13 protein-coding genes are annotated in these 14,618 nt (G+C 69.9%); 9 read left to right on the forward strand and 4 right to left on the reverse strand.

Annotated elements, in window-relative coordinates:
• The first annotated feature begins 113 nt into the window (after positions 1–113).
• From B9G49_RS13515 to B9G49_RS13525, 3 genes are all read left to right on the forward strand, one after another.
• The gene (locus B9G49_RS13515) at positions 114–1,052 is read left to right on the forward strand and encodes a DUF1028 domain-containing protein (protein ID WP_049929449.1); all 939 of its coding nucleotides are present in this window, start codon (positions 114–116) and stop codon (positions 1,050–1,052) included.
• An 80-nt stretch (positions 1,053–1,132) separates the two neighbouring features.
• On the forward strand, positions 1,133–1,456 hold the full coding sequence (locus tag B9G49_RS13520; protein ID WP_086216724.1) for a BolA family protein: 324 nt from the start codon (positions 1,133–1,135) through the stop codon (positions 1,454–1,456).
• A 47-nt stretch (positions 1,457–1,503) separates the two neighbouring features.
• Positions 1,504–2,031, forward strand: a complete 528-nt coding sequence (locus tag B9G49_RS13525; RefSeq protein ID WP_086216733.1) for a hypothetical protein — start codon at positions 1,504–1,506, stop codon at positions 2,029–2,031.
• A gap of 24 nt (positions 2,032–2,055) precedes the next feature.
• On the opposite strand, the gene B9G49_RS13530 is transcribed toward B9G49_RS13525, so the two are convergent.
• The gene (locus B9G49_RS13530) at positions 2,056–2,685 is read right to left on the reverse strand and encodes a hypothetical protein (protein WP_086216725.1); all 630 of its coding nucleotides are present in this window, start codon (positions 2,683–2,685) and stop codon (positions 2,056–2,058) included.
• A gap of 283 nt (positions 2,686–2,968) precedes the next feature.
• Here B9G49_RS13530 and B9G49_RS13535 point away from each other — a divergent pair, with 283 nt between their 5' ends.
• Positions 2,969–4,378, forward strand: a complete 1,410-nt coding sequence (locus B9G49_RS13535) for a class II fumarate hydratase (protein WP_086216726.1) — start codon at positions 2,969–2,971, stop codon at positions 4,376–4,378.
• A gap of 18 nt (positions 4,379–4,396) precedes the next feature.
• Here B9G49_RS13535 and B9G49_RS13540 read toward each other — a convergent pair whose 3' ends face one another.
• Positions 4,397–4,780, reverse strand: a complete 384-nt coding sequence (locus tag B9G49_RS13540; protein WP_086216727.1) for an ACT domain-containing protein — start codon at positions 4,778–4,780, stop codon at positions 4,397–4,399.
• An 81-nt stretch (positions 4,781–4,861) separates the two neighbouring features.
• Between B9G49_RS13540 and sucC the strand changes: the two genes are divergently transcribed.
• The 5 genes from sucC to B9G49_RS13565 all read left to right on the forward strand — a co-directional run bounded on the left by sucC (position 4,862) and on the right by B9G49_RS13565 (position 11,306).
• The gene (gene sucC / locus B9G49_RS13545) at positions 4,862–6,007 is read left to right on the forward strand and encodes an ADP-forming succinate--CoA ligase subunit beta (protein WP_086216728.1); all 1,146 of its coding nucleotides are present in this window, start codon (positions 4,862–4,864) and stop codon (positions 6,005–6,007) included.
• Complete coding sequence (gene sucD, locus B9G49_RS13550; RefSeq protein WP_086216729.1) at positions 6,004–6,873, forward strand: succinate--CoA ligase subunit alpha; 870 nt, start codon at positions 6,004–6,006, stop codon at positions 6,871–6,873. The genes sucC and sucD overlap by 4 nt, the downstream gene beginning before the upstream one ends.
• A gap of 78 nt (positions 6,874–6,951) precedes the next feature.
• Positions 6,952–9,498 (forward strand): GAF domain-containing protein, encoded by a 2,547-nt coding sequence (locus tag B9G49_RS13555; RefSeq protein ID WP_086216730.1) that lies wholly within the window; start codon positions 6,952–6,954, stop codon positions 9,496–9,498.
• 80 nt (positions 9,499–9,578) lie between these two features.
• On the forward strand, positions 9,579–9,899 hold the full coding sequence (locus B9G49_RS13560; RefSeq protein ID WP_049929458.1) for a hypothetical protein: 321 nt from the start codon (positions 9,579–9,581) through the stop codon (positions 9,897–9,899).
• A gap of 84 nt (positions 9,900–9,983) precedes the next feature.
• Positions 9,984–11,306 (forward strand): tRNA (N(6)-L-threonylcarbamoyladenosine(37)-C(2))-methylthiotransferase, encoded by a 1,323-nt coding sequence (locus B9G49_RS13565; RefSeq protein ID WP_086216731.1) that lies wholly within the window; start codon positions 9,984–9,986, stop codon positions 11,304–11,306.
• A 164-nt stretch (positions 11,307–11,470) separates the two neighbouring features.
• Here the strand turns inward: B9G49_RS13565 and B9G49_RS13570 are convergent, their stop codons facing one another.
• Together B9G49_RS13570 and B9G49_RS13575 are read right to left on the reverse strand one after the other, a co-directional pair.
• The gene (locus B9G49_RS13570) at positions 11,471–12,556 is read right to left on the reverse strand and encodes a sensor histidine kinase KdpD (RefSeq protein ID WP_080508527.1); all 1,086 of its coding nucleotides are present in this window, start codon (positions 12,554–12,556) and stop codon (positions 11,471–11,473) included.
• A gap of 60 nt (positions 12,557–12,616) precedes the next feature.
• Positions 12,617–14,618: long-chain fatty acid--CoA ligase (locus B9G49_RS13575; protein ID WP_086216732.1), on the reverse strand; the 2,002-nt coding region annotated here is incomplete at its 5' end.

A 14,618-nucleotide genomic window follows, 5' to 3' on the forward strand; every position in this document is an offset into this window, starting at 1 on the left:
GGGCGGCGGGGGCGATGCCGACCGAAGTGGCGACGTGACGCCGCCCGAAGCGCTCGACTCTGGCTCGCGCGACGGGCGGATTTATGCTCGTCGCCCCCCACGATCGGTTCCGTATGCCACCTCGACCCTCGACGTTCTCGATCGCCGCGCGCGATCCGGAGACGGACGCGGTCGGCGTCGCGGTCCAGTCCAAGTTCGTCGGCGTCGGCGCCGTCGTCCCGTTCGTCAGCGCCGACGCGGGCGCGGTCGCCACACAGAGCTTCGCGAACGTCGCCTACGGCCCCGACGGGCTCGACCTGCTCCGCGAGGGGCACGCCCCCGCGGAGGCGATTGACCGGCTCACGGGCGCCGACGACGAGGCGCCCTCGCGGCAGGTGGGGATCGTCGGCGTCGACCCCGAGGAGCCCCCGGCGGCGTTCACGGGCGACGAGTGTCACGACCACGCGGGCGACCGACAGGGTGACCACTACACGGTCCAGGGGAACATCCTGGAGAACGCCGACACCCTCGACGCGATGGCCGCAGCGTTCGAGGAGACCGACGGGGGGCTCCCGGAACGGTTGATCGCCGCGCTCCACGCGGGCAACGAGGCCGGTGGCGACAAGCGCGGCGAGCAGTCCGCGGCGCTGTACGTCGCGAAGCCCGAGGGCGGCTACGACGGCAGGAACGACCGCTGGGTCGACGTGCGCGTCGATGACCACGAGCGGCCGATCGACGAGTTGGAGCGCGTGTTCAAGATATACGACGTGACCCTCCTCGAACGCGAGGCGCCCGACGAGACGCGGGAACTGGCCGGCGAGACGGCGGTCGCTGTCGGGTCGGCGCTCGCCGACCTCGGCTTCTACGACGGCGAGCCGACCGCGGAGTTCGGCGAGGACGCTCGCGACGCGCTGGAGTCCTTCCGCGGCATGAACAACTTCGAGAACCACTCGCTCGCGGTGTTGGAGGACGCCGTCGCACGCGGGTGGGAGGAGACGGCCCCCGGTGACGACGCCGAGTCGCGGCTCGTCGACGCTATCTGGAACGGGCTCTCGCGGCTCGACCGCGTCTGAGCGCGCTCCCCTTGCCAGAGCGCGTTCGCCCCGCCGGACGTGGCCGGTCGACTTTTGCCCCTCCGCAACCGAGCGGGACCATGCCGATCGAACCCGACGAGGTGGCCGACCTCATAGAGGCGGACCTCCCCGACGCGGTCGCCCGGGTCACCGCGCCCCGGATCCACAACGACGAGGACGAGGACGCCCACTTCGCGGCCGTCGTCGTCTCGCCGGCCTTCGAGGGCGAATCGCTCGTCGACCAGCACCAGCGCGTGTACGACGCGGTCGGCGATCACATGACGCAGTCGGTCCACGCGTTGGAAATCAAGACGTACACGCCCGAAGCGTACGTGGAGCACGGCGACGGTGCGCTCGCCGGTGACCTCCGCGATGCCGGGCTGCTCCCCGTCGACGAGGCCTGAAACCGCGCCGCGTTTCCGCCGACTTCCCGCTTCCACCCTCCATGCCGATGCGATCCGAACTCGTCCGCGCCGTCCGCGGGGTCCTCGCCGCGGTCTCGCTGCTGGCGTTCGTCGCGCTCTTTCTGGCCGTCGAGGCGCGCGTCACCTCTGCGACCGTCCTCGGCGGACTCGCCGCGGTCGCGGTCGCGGCGCTGTTCGCGGCCGCCGGCCGCTCCGGGATCCGGCGGCTGCTCGGCCGGGGGGATTCGGGTTCACGTGGAACAGCGGAACGGACCGCCGAACGCGACGCGTGGCTCGACGAGCCGGTCGACGATACGGCGTGGACTGACCGATCCGACCGTGCTGGCGACGACCCCGAGACCGACCGGCCGCTCGCGAGGCTCGAACCCGCGCTCGACGACGCGTGGAACCGGTGGTCGGACGCCGCGCTGACGCTCGGGCTGGCCGCGCTGGGAGTCGGCGCGCTCGTGCTGCTCGCGACCTATCCGGGCGACGATCCGCCGCTCGGGCTGCTGTTGCTGGTCGCGTTCGGGATCAACGGGGCGCTCGTCACGCTCCCGTTCATTTTTAAATGAGGGAGTGCGGCGTCGGCGTTTCGGTCAGCCGTCCTCGCCGGTCTCGCTCGCAGTCGGCTCGTCGAATTCGGCCGCGGAGTCGTCGACCTCGTCGTCGTCGCCGGCACCGTCGTCATTTGCGGCGCCGGCGCCGCCCGCGACGCGGTCGGCGACCAGTTCAGCGAGCGGGTCGACCGTGACGGTCAGGCGGGCGACGAGGAACACCACTGGGACGAGCGCGACGAACAGGAAGGCGGCGTCGTACGCCCACGCGGCGCCGTTCAACACGGGGACCGCGACGCCCGCGAGCCCGCGGTACGCGACGAGCACCGCCCCGAAGACGACGAGCCAGTGGACCACGCCGCCCGCGTTCTCGGCGATCCGGTCCGGGCGAGCGTCCCCCTCCGCGTCGGCCTCGCCGAGCGCCAGGCGCGTCAGCAGCGCGAACTTCGGCGCGGCGTACAGGAGGATCCCGGCCACCGCGAGCGCGACGACGCCCGTCGCGACCGCGGCGAACGTCACCGGCGCGAACGGGACGAGCCGGTCCACCCCCGGTAGCAGCGTCACGAGCGAGAGCACGCCGACCACCGCCAGCGCGCCGATCAGCAGTCTGCTCGTCGACCGGACCGTGTCGCGGTCGAGCGCCGTTCCGATCGCTGAGTCGTTCGAGCTCATTGGCGCTCGGCCGTTGCCGCCGGACCGGTATATAACGGGAACGCCGTCGCCCCGAGTTGAACCGGTTTTAGTCGAATTAAATTCCCGGCCGAGAGCGGCCGATACATCTCAAGTGTGGCGCCACAGGCGGTTTCGTGGCGGCGCTCGCCCCATCGAGGCAGTCGCCGGAACCCTCGTAAAAGTCGTGTTTCTCGGTGGCAATTGTGTTGCTACCGTACCGCACGATTTCACGTGGGTGACGCCTTCCAGTACCTTTTACAGCGTCTCGCGGGAAGGCCGAGGCATGGGAGACGACTACCGCACGGAGGAGGACAGCCTCGGCGAGATGCAGGTGCCGGCGGACGCCTACTGGGGCGCGCAGACCCAGCGCGCCGTCGAGAACTTCCCCGTCTCGGGGATCGGGATGAGCCGGCGCTTCATCCGCGCGCTCGGCGTCGTCAAGAAGGCGGCCGCGCAGGCCAACCGCGACCTCGGGCTCGTCGAGGACGACACCGCGGAGGCCATCGTCGCCGCCGCCGACGAGGTGATCGCGGGCGAGCACGACGACCAGTTCCCGGTCGACGTGTTCCAGACCGGCTCCGGCACCTCCTCGAACATGAACGCTAACGAGGTGATCGCCAACCGCGCCGCCGAGATCGCGGGCGCGGAGATCGGCGACCGGGTCGTCCACCCCAACGACCACGTCAACTACGGCCAGTCCTCGAACGACGTGATCCCCACGGCGATGCACGTCGCCGCGCTGGAGGCCGTCGAGAAGGACCTCGTGCCCGCGCTGGAGACGCTCCACGCCGAGCTGGAGGCCAAGGAGACCGAATTCGACGGTGTCGTCAAGACGGGCCGGACGCACCTCCAGGACGCCACCCCCATCCGACTCGGCCAGGAGTTCGGCGGCTACCGGACGCAGGTATCGAAGGGGATCGAGCGCGCCGAGGCCGTCCAGTCGAACCTCCGCGAACTCGCCCTCGGCGGCACCGCGGTCGGGACCGGGCTCAACACCCACCCCGAGTTCCCGGAGCTGGCCGCGGAGTACATCTCCGACGAGACCGGGACGGAGTTCCGCGAGGCGGAGAACCACTTCGAGGCGCAGGCCGCCCACGACGCGATGGCGGAGGGCCACGGCGCCCTCCGAACGATCGCGGGTAGCCTCAACAAGATGGCCAACGACCTGCGGCTCCTCGCCTCCGGCCCGCGCAACGGGCTCGGCGAGGTCGAGCAGCCGGAGAACCAGCCCGGCTCCTCGATCATGCCCGGGAAGATCAACCCCGTCGTCGCCGAGTCGGTCAACCAGGTCCACAAGCAGGTCGTCGGCAACGACGCCGCCGTCTCCGCGGGCGCCGCGCGCGGCGAGATCGACCTGAACCTCTACAAGCCGGTCATCGCGCACAACTTCCTCGAATCCGCGAAGCTGATCGCGAACGTCGCCGAGACGTTCGGCGAGCGCTTCGTCGGGAAGCTGGAGGCGAACGAGGAGTTCGCGCGCGAACGCGTCGAGCAGTCGATGGCGCTGGCGACCGCGCTGAACCCCGCGATCGGCTACGATAAGGCCAGCAAGGTCGCGAAGACGGCCCTGAAGGAGGGGAAGAGCGTCCGCGAGGCCGCGGTCGAGGCCGGCTACCTAACCGAGGAGGAGGCCGACGAGGTGCTCGCCCCCGAGGCGATGACCCACCGCGTCATCCTCGGCGACGAGGACTAAGCCGCCCGCTCGGCGACCTCAGTCGGCGACTTCGCAGCCCAGTGCTTCCAGCCGCCGGACGGGCGCGGCGCGGTCGTCCCGCTTGACGAACACGTGGTCGGTCGCGTACGACGAGACGACGAACACCGAGGCGTCGACCTCGGCGAGCGCCGTCGCGACCGCCGCGAGGAACCAGACCAGCTCGAAGGGGAGCTTGGGCTCGAAGGTGAGGCGCTTCCACCCGGGCTCGACCGCGTCGGTCGCGACGGCGTCCGCCTCGTCCTGGTCGACCACCACCGTCGTCTCACCGACCTCCCGGACAGTCGCGAACGCGCCGGGGTGTTCGCCGTCGGTCCGGCAGACCGCGTACGTCTCCGCCGGGACGCTGACCGTCCCGTTCCGGAGGAATTCGGCGGGATCCATGGGGGTAGCAGACGCCCGATGCCAAAGGAGGCGCGTCGAATCGGAACCATTTAAGCCGGTGTCGGTACCGATCCCACACGGATGAAACTTCACGAATATCAAGCGAAGTCTCTCTTCGCCGATGCCGGGATCCCGGTTCCGGACTCCCGGCTCGCGACGAGCGTCGACGAGGCGCTCGACGCTGTCGACGAGATCGGGTACCCGGCCGCGATCAAGGCGCAGGTCCACGTGGGGGGCCGCGGCAAGGCCGGCGGGATCAAGATCGCGACGGACCGCGAGGAGGCCGAACAGTACGCCGACGAGATCCTCGGGATGGACCTGAAGGGATACACCGTCGATCAGGTCCTCGTCGAGGCCGGCGTCGACTTCGTCGACGAGCTGTACGTCGGCGTCACGATGGACCGCGGCGAGGGGAAGCCGGTCCTGATGGTGTCGACCGAGGGCGGCGTCAACATCGAGGAGGTCGCCGAGGAGAACCCCGACGCGATCGCGCGCGAACACGTCGACCCCGCGTTCGGCCTCCACCCGTACCAAGCCCGGAAGGTCGTCTACGAGGCCGGCGTCGACGCCGACGTGGCGCTCGACGTGGCCTCGATCCTCTCGACACTGTACGACCTCTACGAGGAGAACGACGCCTCCGAGATCGAGGTCAACCCTGTGATGATCACGGGCGACCGCGACGTGATTGCCGCGGACGCCGTGATGAACATCGACGAAGACGCGCTGTTCCGCCAGTCCGACCTGGCCGACATAGCCGAGGCGTCCTACGAGGACGACCTCGAACGCAAGGCCGGCGAGTACGGCTTCGACTACGTCCGCCTCTCCGGGAACGTCGGCATCATCGGCAACGGCGCCGGGCTCGTGATGACGACCCTCGACCTCGTCGACTACTACGGCGGCGCGCCCGCGAACTTCCTCGACATCGGCGGCGGGGCGAAGGCCGAGCGCGTCACGCAGGCGCTCGACATGGTGTTCTCCGACGACAACGTCGACGCCGTCGTCTTCAACATCTTCGGCGGGATCACCCGCGGCGACGAGGTCGCCAAGGGGATCAACGAGGCCCTAGAGCAGTTCGACGAGATCCCCAAGAAGGTGGTCGTCCGGCTCGCCGGCACGAACGCCGAGGAGGGGATGGATATTCTGAACACCGACCTCGTCGAGGTCGAGAAGACGCTGGAGGACGCGGTCCAGCGCGCGGTCGCGAACGCGGAGGAGGTGACCCAATGAGCATTTTCGTCGACGACGACACCAGAGTGGTGGTCCAGGGGATCACCGGCGGGGAGGGGAAGTTCCACGCCGGCCAGATGATCGAGTACGGCACCAACGTCGTCGCCGGCGCGGTGCCCGGCAAGGGCGGACAGAAGGTCGACGGCGTCCCCGTCTACGACACCGTCGACGAGGCCGTCGAGGCCGAGGACGCGGACGCCTCCGTCATCTTCGTGCCGCCGGCGTTCGCCGCCGACGCGATCTTCGAGTCGCTGGACACTGACCTCGACCTCGCGGTCGCGATCACCGAGGGGATCCCGACGCAGGACATGGCGAAGGTGAACAAGCGCCTGAGCGAGACCGACACCCGTCTCATCGGTCCGAACTGCCCCGGGATCATCACGCCCGGCGAGGCAAAACTGGGCATCCTCCCCGGTAACATCTTCTCCGAGGGGAACGTCGGGCTGGTCTCTCGATCCGGCACCCTCACCTACCAGGTCGTCGACAACCTCACCGAGCGCGGGCTCGGCCAGTCGACGGCGATCGGCATCGGGGGCGACCCGATCATCGGCACGTCCTTCGTCGACGCCCTCGAAGCGTTCGAGGCCGACACCGACACCGACGCGGTCGTGATGTGCGGCGAGATCGGCGGCGAGGACGAGGAGCAGGCCGCGAAGTTCATCGGCGAGCACATGGACACGCCGGTCGCCGGCTTCATCGCCGGGCGCACCGCGCCGCCGGGCAAGCGCATGGGCCACGCGGGCGCCATCGTCTCCGGCTCCGGCACCGGCACCGCGCAGTCGAAGATCGACGCGCTCAACGACGCCGGCGTCCCCGTCGGGGACACCCCCGAGGAGGTCGCCGACCACGTCGAGGACTTCCTGTAAGGGCCCCGCGGTCGGCGGGCTTTTCAATTTCGGTATCCGGAGCGAAAGCTAAAACTACCGGTAGGGAAACACACGCACATGAATTCTGAACCCGGCGACGCCTCTGCGGGGACCGGAGCGGCCGCGTCCGACGCGCCGGGATCGAACGCCGACTCGTCCCGATGTGTCCTGTTCGTCGACGACGAGCCGGGGGCGGCTGACCTCGCGGCCACGCACGTCGATCGGCTCGTGGACGGGATCGAGACGCTGACGCGGCTGTCGCCGGACGAGGGGCTGGAGGTGGTCCGCGACGGCCGCGTCGACTGCGTCGTCAGCGACTTCGACATGCCGGGATCAAACGGGCTCGAGTTCCTCGAATCGGTCCGCGATATCGACCCCGGGCTCCCCTTCGTGCTGTTCACCGGGAAGGGGAGCGAGGAGATCGCGAGCGACGCCATCTCCGCTGGGGTGACGGACTACCTCCAGAAGGGGGCCGGTCGCGACCGCTACGAGATGCTCGCGAACAGCGTCGCGAACGCGCTCGGCCGCCGCCGGGCAGAGCGGGACCTCCGTGAGGTGAACGCGAAGGTCACGGCGATCCACGAGTTCGCGGCGGAGCTGGCATCGGTGACCGACGTTGCGACGGTGTTCGACCGGACGGTCGACGCGGCCGAGGACATCTTGGAGTTCGACCGCTGCGTCACCGCCCGCCGCCGCGGCGATAAGGTCGTCCCGGCCGTCCTCTCCGAGAGCGTCAGCGAGGAGGAGGTCCGGGCGTTCGACATCGGCGAGGGGGTCGTCGGGACCACGGTCGCGGAGCAGGAGACGATGGTGGTCGACAACCTCAGCGTCGACCCAGCGGACCCGGACGAACTGGAGGACCCCTCCTCTCCGGGTCGGTCGTCGGTCGGAGCCGACCGCCGGACCGGGTCGGAGGTGGCGGACCCGGTCGCCGACGACATCCGGTCAGCGATCAGCGTCCCGATCGGTTCCCACGGGGTGTTACAGGCCGTCTCGAACGGGCACGCCGCGTTCGACGAGAGCGACGTCGAGTTCGCGGAGCTGCTGGCGGCCCACGCGGCCAACGCCATCGAGCAGATCGAGACGGAGAACGCGCTCCGTCGGGAGCGAGATCGGCTGACGGCGCTGTTCCACGACCTCCCCCTCCCGGCGGTGCGCACCGTCGCCCTCGACGGGGGCGGCCGTCGCCTCGACGCCGCCAACGAGGCGTTCCGGGAGACGTTCGGCTACGGCGCCGACAGCGGGTACGAGGAGGTCTGCGACGAGGTCATCCCGGACAGCGCCGAGCGGTTCGAGCCGGAGGCGGTCCTCGAACGCGGCGAGCCCTCGCGGCTCGAAGTGCGCCGGCGGACCGTCGACGGGATTCGCGATTTTATCCTCCACGTCATCCCCGTCAAGCAGTCGGACGAGACGGTCCTCTACAGCGTCTACGCCGACATCGACGACCAGAAACGCATCGAGCGGACGCTTCGGCGGCTCCACGCGACGACCCGCGAGATGTTCGGCGGCGACTCGCGGGCGGAGATCGCCGAGGTGGCCACCCGCGCGGCGATCGACACCCTCGGGTTTCCGAGCAGCGGGGTCCGGCTGTACGAGCCGGAGACGAACGTCCTCCGCCCGACGGCGATAAGCGAGGAGGCCACCGCGGCGTTCGGCGACCGCCCCGCGTTCGGTCCGGGCGACGGCCGCGTCTGGGAGGCGTTCGAGTCCGGCCAGCCGATCGTAGTCGACGACCTCGACACGGTCGACACCGCGGTCGGGTACGGCGAACACCGGAGCCTCCTCGTCGTCCCGCTCGGCGAACACGGGGTGATGCCGTTGGGGTCGCGGGAGCCGGAGTTCTTCGACGCGACGGACGTCCAGTTGGCCCGCGTCCTCGCCGCGAACGTCACGGTCGCGCTCAACCACGCCGAGCGGACAGAACAGCTGCGCGAGCGGGACGCGGCGCTCCAGCGGGAGATAGACCGGCTGGAGAAGTTCGCCGGGCTGGTCTCTCACGACCTCCGGAACCCGCTCAACGTCGCGGCCGGCCGGACGGACCTGGCTCGGGCGCTGACCGACGACGCGGCGGTCCTCGATGAGCTCGATCGGGTGGAAGACGCCCACGACCGGATGACGCAGCTGATAGACGACCTCCTCGCGCTGGCGCGGCAGGGTCGGACGGTCGACGACATCGAGCCCGTCCCGCTGGACGAGGCGGCCGAACGCGCGTGGCGCACCGTCGACACGGCGGGCGCCACGCTCGACGCGTCGGCTGCGACGGACGCGGTCGACGCCGACCCGGAGCGGCTCCGGACGCTCCTCGAGAACCTGTTTACGAACAGCGTGGAACACGGTTCCACGAGCAGTCGGGCAACGCCCGACGACGGCGTCGAGCACGGCTCGGACGACGCCGACGACCTCACGGTCTCCGTTGGATCGCTCCCGGACGGTTTCTACGTCGCGGACGACGGACGCGGTTTCGACATCGACCCCGAGGCGGCGACGGAGTACGGGCGATCAAGTACCCCGGACGGGACGGGGTTCGGCCTCGCGATCGTGCGAGAGATCGCGGCCGCTCACGGTTGGGAACTGTCGGTCGACGACAGGGACGGCGCGCGGTTCGAGTTCCGCCCTGAACCATAGTATATAAAAAGACGGTTGGCGTGCGCAGGGTGCGCACAGGCGGGCCACGGTTATGCGCGATTCGCCCCTGTAAGTAACGTATGGACGACGGAACCCGCGAGCTGCTCGAACCGCTCCCGCCGAGCGCCAAACTGGTCTACTACGTGCTCGACGCGGAGGGCCGGTTCGACCAGACCGGCCTCGCCGAGGAGACCCGCCTCTCGACCCGCACCGTCCGGTTCGCGGTCGAGAAGCTCACCGAGGTCGGCCTCGTCGAGGAGGGGCTGTGCCCCCGCGACGCCCGCCGGTCCGTCTACCAAGCGGTTCCGCCGGCCGAGCGCGACCCCGTCGACGAGCCGGAGGCGACCGCCGACTCGGCCTCCGAGGCCGACGCGCCGACTGCCGCGGTCGCGGAAGACTGACGCGGAACGGGGCCGACTCGCCGGGCCGCCGACGCCCCGATCCGTCGCGCTTTTGCCCTCGGGACCGATAGTAAGGACACTCCGATGGCGACGTACCACATCGAAACGTACGGCTGTAGCTCGAACCGGGGAGAGAGCCGGGAGATCGAGCGCGCCCTCCGCGACGGGGGGCACCGCCCGGCCGACGGCCCGGACGACGCGGACGTCGCCATCCTCAACACCTGTACCGTCGTCGAGAAGACGGAGCGGAACATGCTCCGCCGCGCCGAGGAGCTGTCGGAGACGACGGCCGAACTCGTCGTTACCGGCTGTATGGCGCTGGCACAGGGCGAGATGTTCGCCGAAGCCGACGTCGACGCCGAGATCCTCCACTGGGACGAGGTCCCCTCGTACGTGCTCAACGGCGAGTGCCCGACGGTCACGCCCGACGCCGAACCGGTCCTCGACGGCGTCGTCGGTCTCCTCCCGATCGCGCGCGGCTGTATGAGCAACTGCTCGTACTGTATCACCAAGTTCGCCACCGGCCGGGTCGACTCCCCGTCGGTCGAGGAGAACGTCGAGAAGGCCCGGGCCTTGATCCACGCCGGCGCGAAGGAGATCCGCGTCACCGGGCAGGACACGGGCGTCTACGGCTGGGACGACGGCGACCGGAAGCTTCCCGAGCTGCTCGACCGCATCTGCGACATCGACGGCGACTTCCGGGTGCGGCTGGGGATGGCGAACCCCGGCGGCATCCACGGCATCCACGAGGAGCTGGCCGACGTGTTCGCCGAGAACGAGGAGCTGTACGACTTCATCCACGCGCCGGTCCAGTCCGGTTCCGACGACGTGCTCGAAGACATGCGCCGCCAGCACCGCGTCGAGAAGTTCCGCGAGGTCGTCGACACCTTCGACGACCGGCTCGACCACTGGACGCTGTCGACCGACTTCATCGTCGGGTTCCCCACAGAGAGCGAGGCCGACCACGAGCGCTCGATGGACCTGCTCGCCGAGGTCCGGCCCGAAAAGATCAACGTTACCCGCTTCTCGAAGCGCCCCGGCACCGACGCGGCCGACATGAAGGGGCTCGGCGGGACCGTCAAGAAGGAGCGGTCGAAGGCGATGTCCGAGCTGAAGATGGAGGTCGTCGGCGAGGCGTACGAGTCGATGGTCGGCGGGACGTTCGAGGTGCTCGTCGTCGAGGAGGGGACGGGCGACTCGGTCAAGTGCCGCGACGGCGCCTACCGACAGATCATCGTCCAGAACGCGACCGATCGCGGCGTCGAGGCCGGCGACTTCCTCACCGTCGAGGTGACCGGCCACAACACGGTGTACGCGTTCGGCGACCCCGTGACGGAGTCGACACCGGCCGACGGCGACTCGGTCGAGCGCGACGAACAGCCGGAGTCCACGCCGTCGTCGGCCTAACGCCACGCGAACGGCGCGCTTCTCCCACGCCTAACGAACTGACCGCGACCTCGGTGTCCAGCGAACGGCTCGCGCCGCCACGCGGTCGACGCGGCGCCCGAACCGACCGAGATCGCTCCCGCACGGGTCGCACGGCCGCTACTCCGAGGCTTCCGACCTCACTCTCACCGCCGATCCTCTCCGGAGTCGACGCCGGCCGAGCCGTCCGAATCCGGCCGATCGGGGAGGCGGATCCGGACCGCAGTTCCCCCCGGCTCGTTCTCCGCGAACTCGACCGTTCCGCCCGCCCGGTTCACGGCCCAGTAGATCAGCCACAGCCCGACGCCTTCGGTGTGTTCGAGCGGGGTCTCCTCGGAGTTTCGGAGCGTCCGCCGCTCGATCCGCGGGATGCCGCGTCCGTCGTCCGCGACGACGAGGTGTACCGCATCGTCGCGCCACACGCGCACCGTCACGGTCACGTCGTCGTTATGTTCGACGGCGTTCCGCAGCGCCTCTTCGAACGCGACCCGGACGGACGGATGCGTCCGGACGACGCAGCGCTCCGGCAGCTCCGTGCGGATCGTCGCGTCGGGCGCTTCGGCGGTCAACTGCGCCACCTCCTCCTCGACGACGGTGACCAGGTCCACCGAGCAGCGCGCGTCGGTCTGCCAGATCGACGCGAGCCGTCGCGTCCGCTCGCTCGTGTCGAGGAGCGACTCCAAGTGGTCGCGGATCGTCGCCACCTGCGCTCGGGTCTCCGGGCTGTCGTCCGCCGCCTCGATCTCGGTGAGGTACCCGAGCGCCACCGAGAGCTCGTTCCGGATGTTGTGGCGCAACACCCGGTCGTTGATCGAGAGCAGCGTCGCGAGCTCCTGCGCCTCGGTGAGCTGTTCGTCCGCCTTCACCGCGTAGAGGCTCCCGCGAGACCCGACCGCCGCGCCGAGACTGGCGGCGAACGAGAGCAGAAAGGGGAGCTTGAACGCGTGGTGTCCGATCAGCCAAATGAGCCAGACGACGGCGGCGAGCCCGGTGAACCCGAGCGCGGTCCCCGCGCCGATCCGGACCGCTCGCCACTGGCCGGAGCGAGAGATCCCCCAGCGCGGGAGGTCGCGAACGGTGTAGAAGGCGACGCCCGAGAGGCCGAGTATCAGCACCGATTCGAGTGCGATCCCCACGGTCGGGCCCGCGTGAGTCAGGTGGAGCACACCGAGGCCGAAACAACACCCCCCCAGAGCGGCGAAGCCGTATCGGGGCGGTACGTGGGGACCCATCGCCGAATTTACTCTCTCGCGACGGATATCGGTTTCTAGTTCTGCCCGGTTCCGGCCGCTCTACTCCTCGTAGATGACCTCGACCTCGTCGGCGAATCGGTCTAAGATGTTCCGTCGCTTCTTCTTCATCGTCGGCGTGAGCAGGTCGTTCTCCTCGGTGAACTCCTCCTCGACGAGCCGGAACTGCTTGATCTTCTCGTACGACTCGAACTCCTCGTTCACGCGGTCGACTTCCTCCTGAATCCGCTCGCGGACGCGGTCGTCGCGGCAGACCGCGGCGCGCTCCGCGGGCAAGTCGATCCCGTTGGCCTCGGCCCACGCCTCGACCCTCTCGAAGTTCGGCACGATGAGCGCCGAGACGAACTTCCGACCGTCGCCGAGGACGACGCACTGCTCGACGAACTCGTTGGCGGCGAACCGGTCCTCGATCGGTCCGGGGGCGACGTTCTTCCCGGTCGAGAGCACGAGCAGCTGCTTCGCGCGCTCGCGGAACGCGACGTAGCCGTCGGGGCGGAGCTGGACGATGTCACCGGTGCGAAACCACGGCTCCGCGGCGGCGGCCTCCGCGTCTCCGGGGCCGTCCCCGCCGACGCCGACGCGGTCGTCGGCCGGGGTCCCGGCGGTGACGGCGTCGGTCGGGAGGTCGTCCGCGTCGACGAACGCGTCTGCGGTCGCGTCCGGCCGGTTCCAGTAGCCGTCCGTCACCTGTGGCCCCCGGACGAGCAGTTCGCCGACGTCGCCGGCCAGGTCCGCGACCTCTTGTCCCACCACGGAGCCGTCGATCGCGATCTCGGTGTCGACCACCGGCGGCCCGATGGTGCCGACCTTCGGCTTCTCGGGCGGGTTGACGCAGATGACGGGCGACGTCTCCGTCAGGCCGTATCCCTCAAGTATCGGCAGGTCCATCGCGTGGTACAGCGCGCACAGCTCCGCCGACAGCGACCCGCCGCCCGAGATGAAGAAGTCGACGTTCCCGCCGATCGCCTCCCGGACCGACGAGAAGACGAGCCGATCGGCCACCGCCCGCTTGGCGTCGAGTAGCGGACCGGGGGCGTCGGCCTCGTGGTGGTCGCGGCCCACGTCGACCGCCCACTCGAAGATGCGCTCCTTCACCGGCGACTCGCTCGCCTGCTCGCGGATCGCGTCGTACAGCTTCTCGTAGACGCGCGGGACGCTGGTGGTCGTCGTCGGGCGGACGAGCCCGAAGTCCTCGCGGAGCGTGTCGGGGCTCTCCGCGTACGCGACCGTCGCGCCCGCCGCGAACATCATGTAGTGGCCGGCCATCCGCTCGAAGACGTGCGCGAGCGGGAGGAACGACAGCGTCGTCGACTCGGCGGAGATGCCGGGCACCTCCGGGTCGCGGTCGGGTCGGTCCGCGAACCGCCGGTAACACTGGGAGACGTTGTCCCGGAAGTTGCCGTGGGTGAGCCTGACCCCCTTCGGCTTCCCGGTGGTCCCGGAGGTGTAGATCAGGCTGGCGAGGTCGTCGACGCCGACCGCGTCGAGCCATCCATCGTAGGCCGCCTCGTCGAACGCCGCGGCGCCGCGCTCGTGGACCTCGCCGAGGGTGTACACGTCGTCCACGTCAGCGTCGGCATCGTCCCCGAGGTCGTCGGTGTCGACCTCGTCGAGGGTCACGATCGCGTCGAGGTCGTGTTCGAGGTCGCCGCGCACCGCGAGGACCTCGCGGAGCATCTCGCGGTTCTCGGCCACGACCACGGTCGCCTCGGGGTCCTCCAGCAGGTAGCGCAGCTGGCTCGGGGACGACGAGGCGTACACGGTCGTCACGACGCCGCCAGCGGCCAGCGCCGCGAAGTCGGTCTGAGCCCACTCCATGCGGGTCTGCGAGTACATCGCCAGTCGCGTGTCGTCGTCGACGCCCAGCCCGCGCAGCCCGGTCGCGAGGTTCCGGACGATCCCCCGCATCTCCGCGTACGTCACGTCGGCGTACTCGCCCGCGGGGGCCTCCGGAACCACCCCGGACGCGACGAGCGACCGGTCATGGACTCCCCCCTTGTACCGCTGTGCGATCCGGTCAGCGTGCCGCTCCGCGGTGCGTTCG

It is taken from the genome of Halorubrum sp. SD683 (assembly GCF_002135045.1).
Taxonomy (GTDB): domain Archaea; phylum Halobacteriota; class Halobacteria; order Halobacteriales; family Haloferacaceae; genus Halorubrum; species Halorubrum ezzemoulense.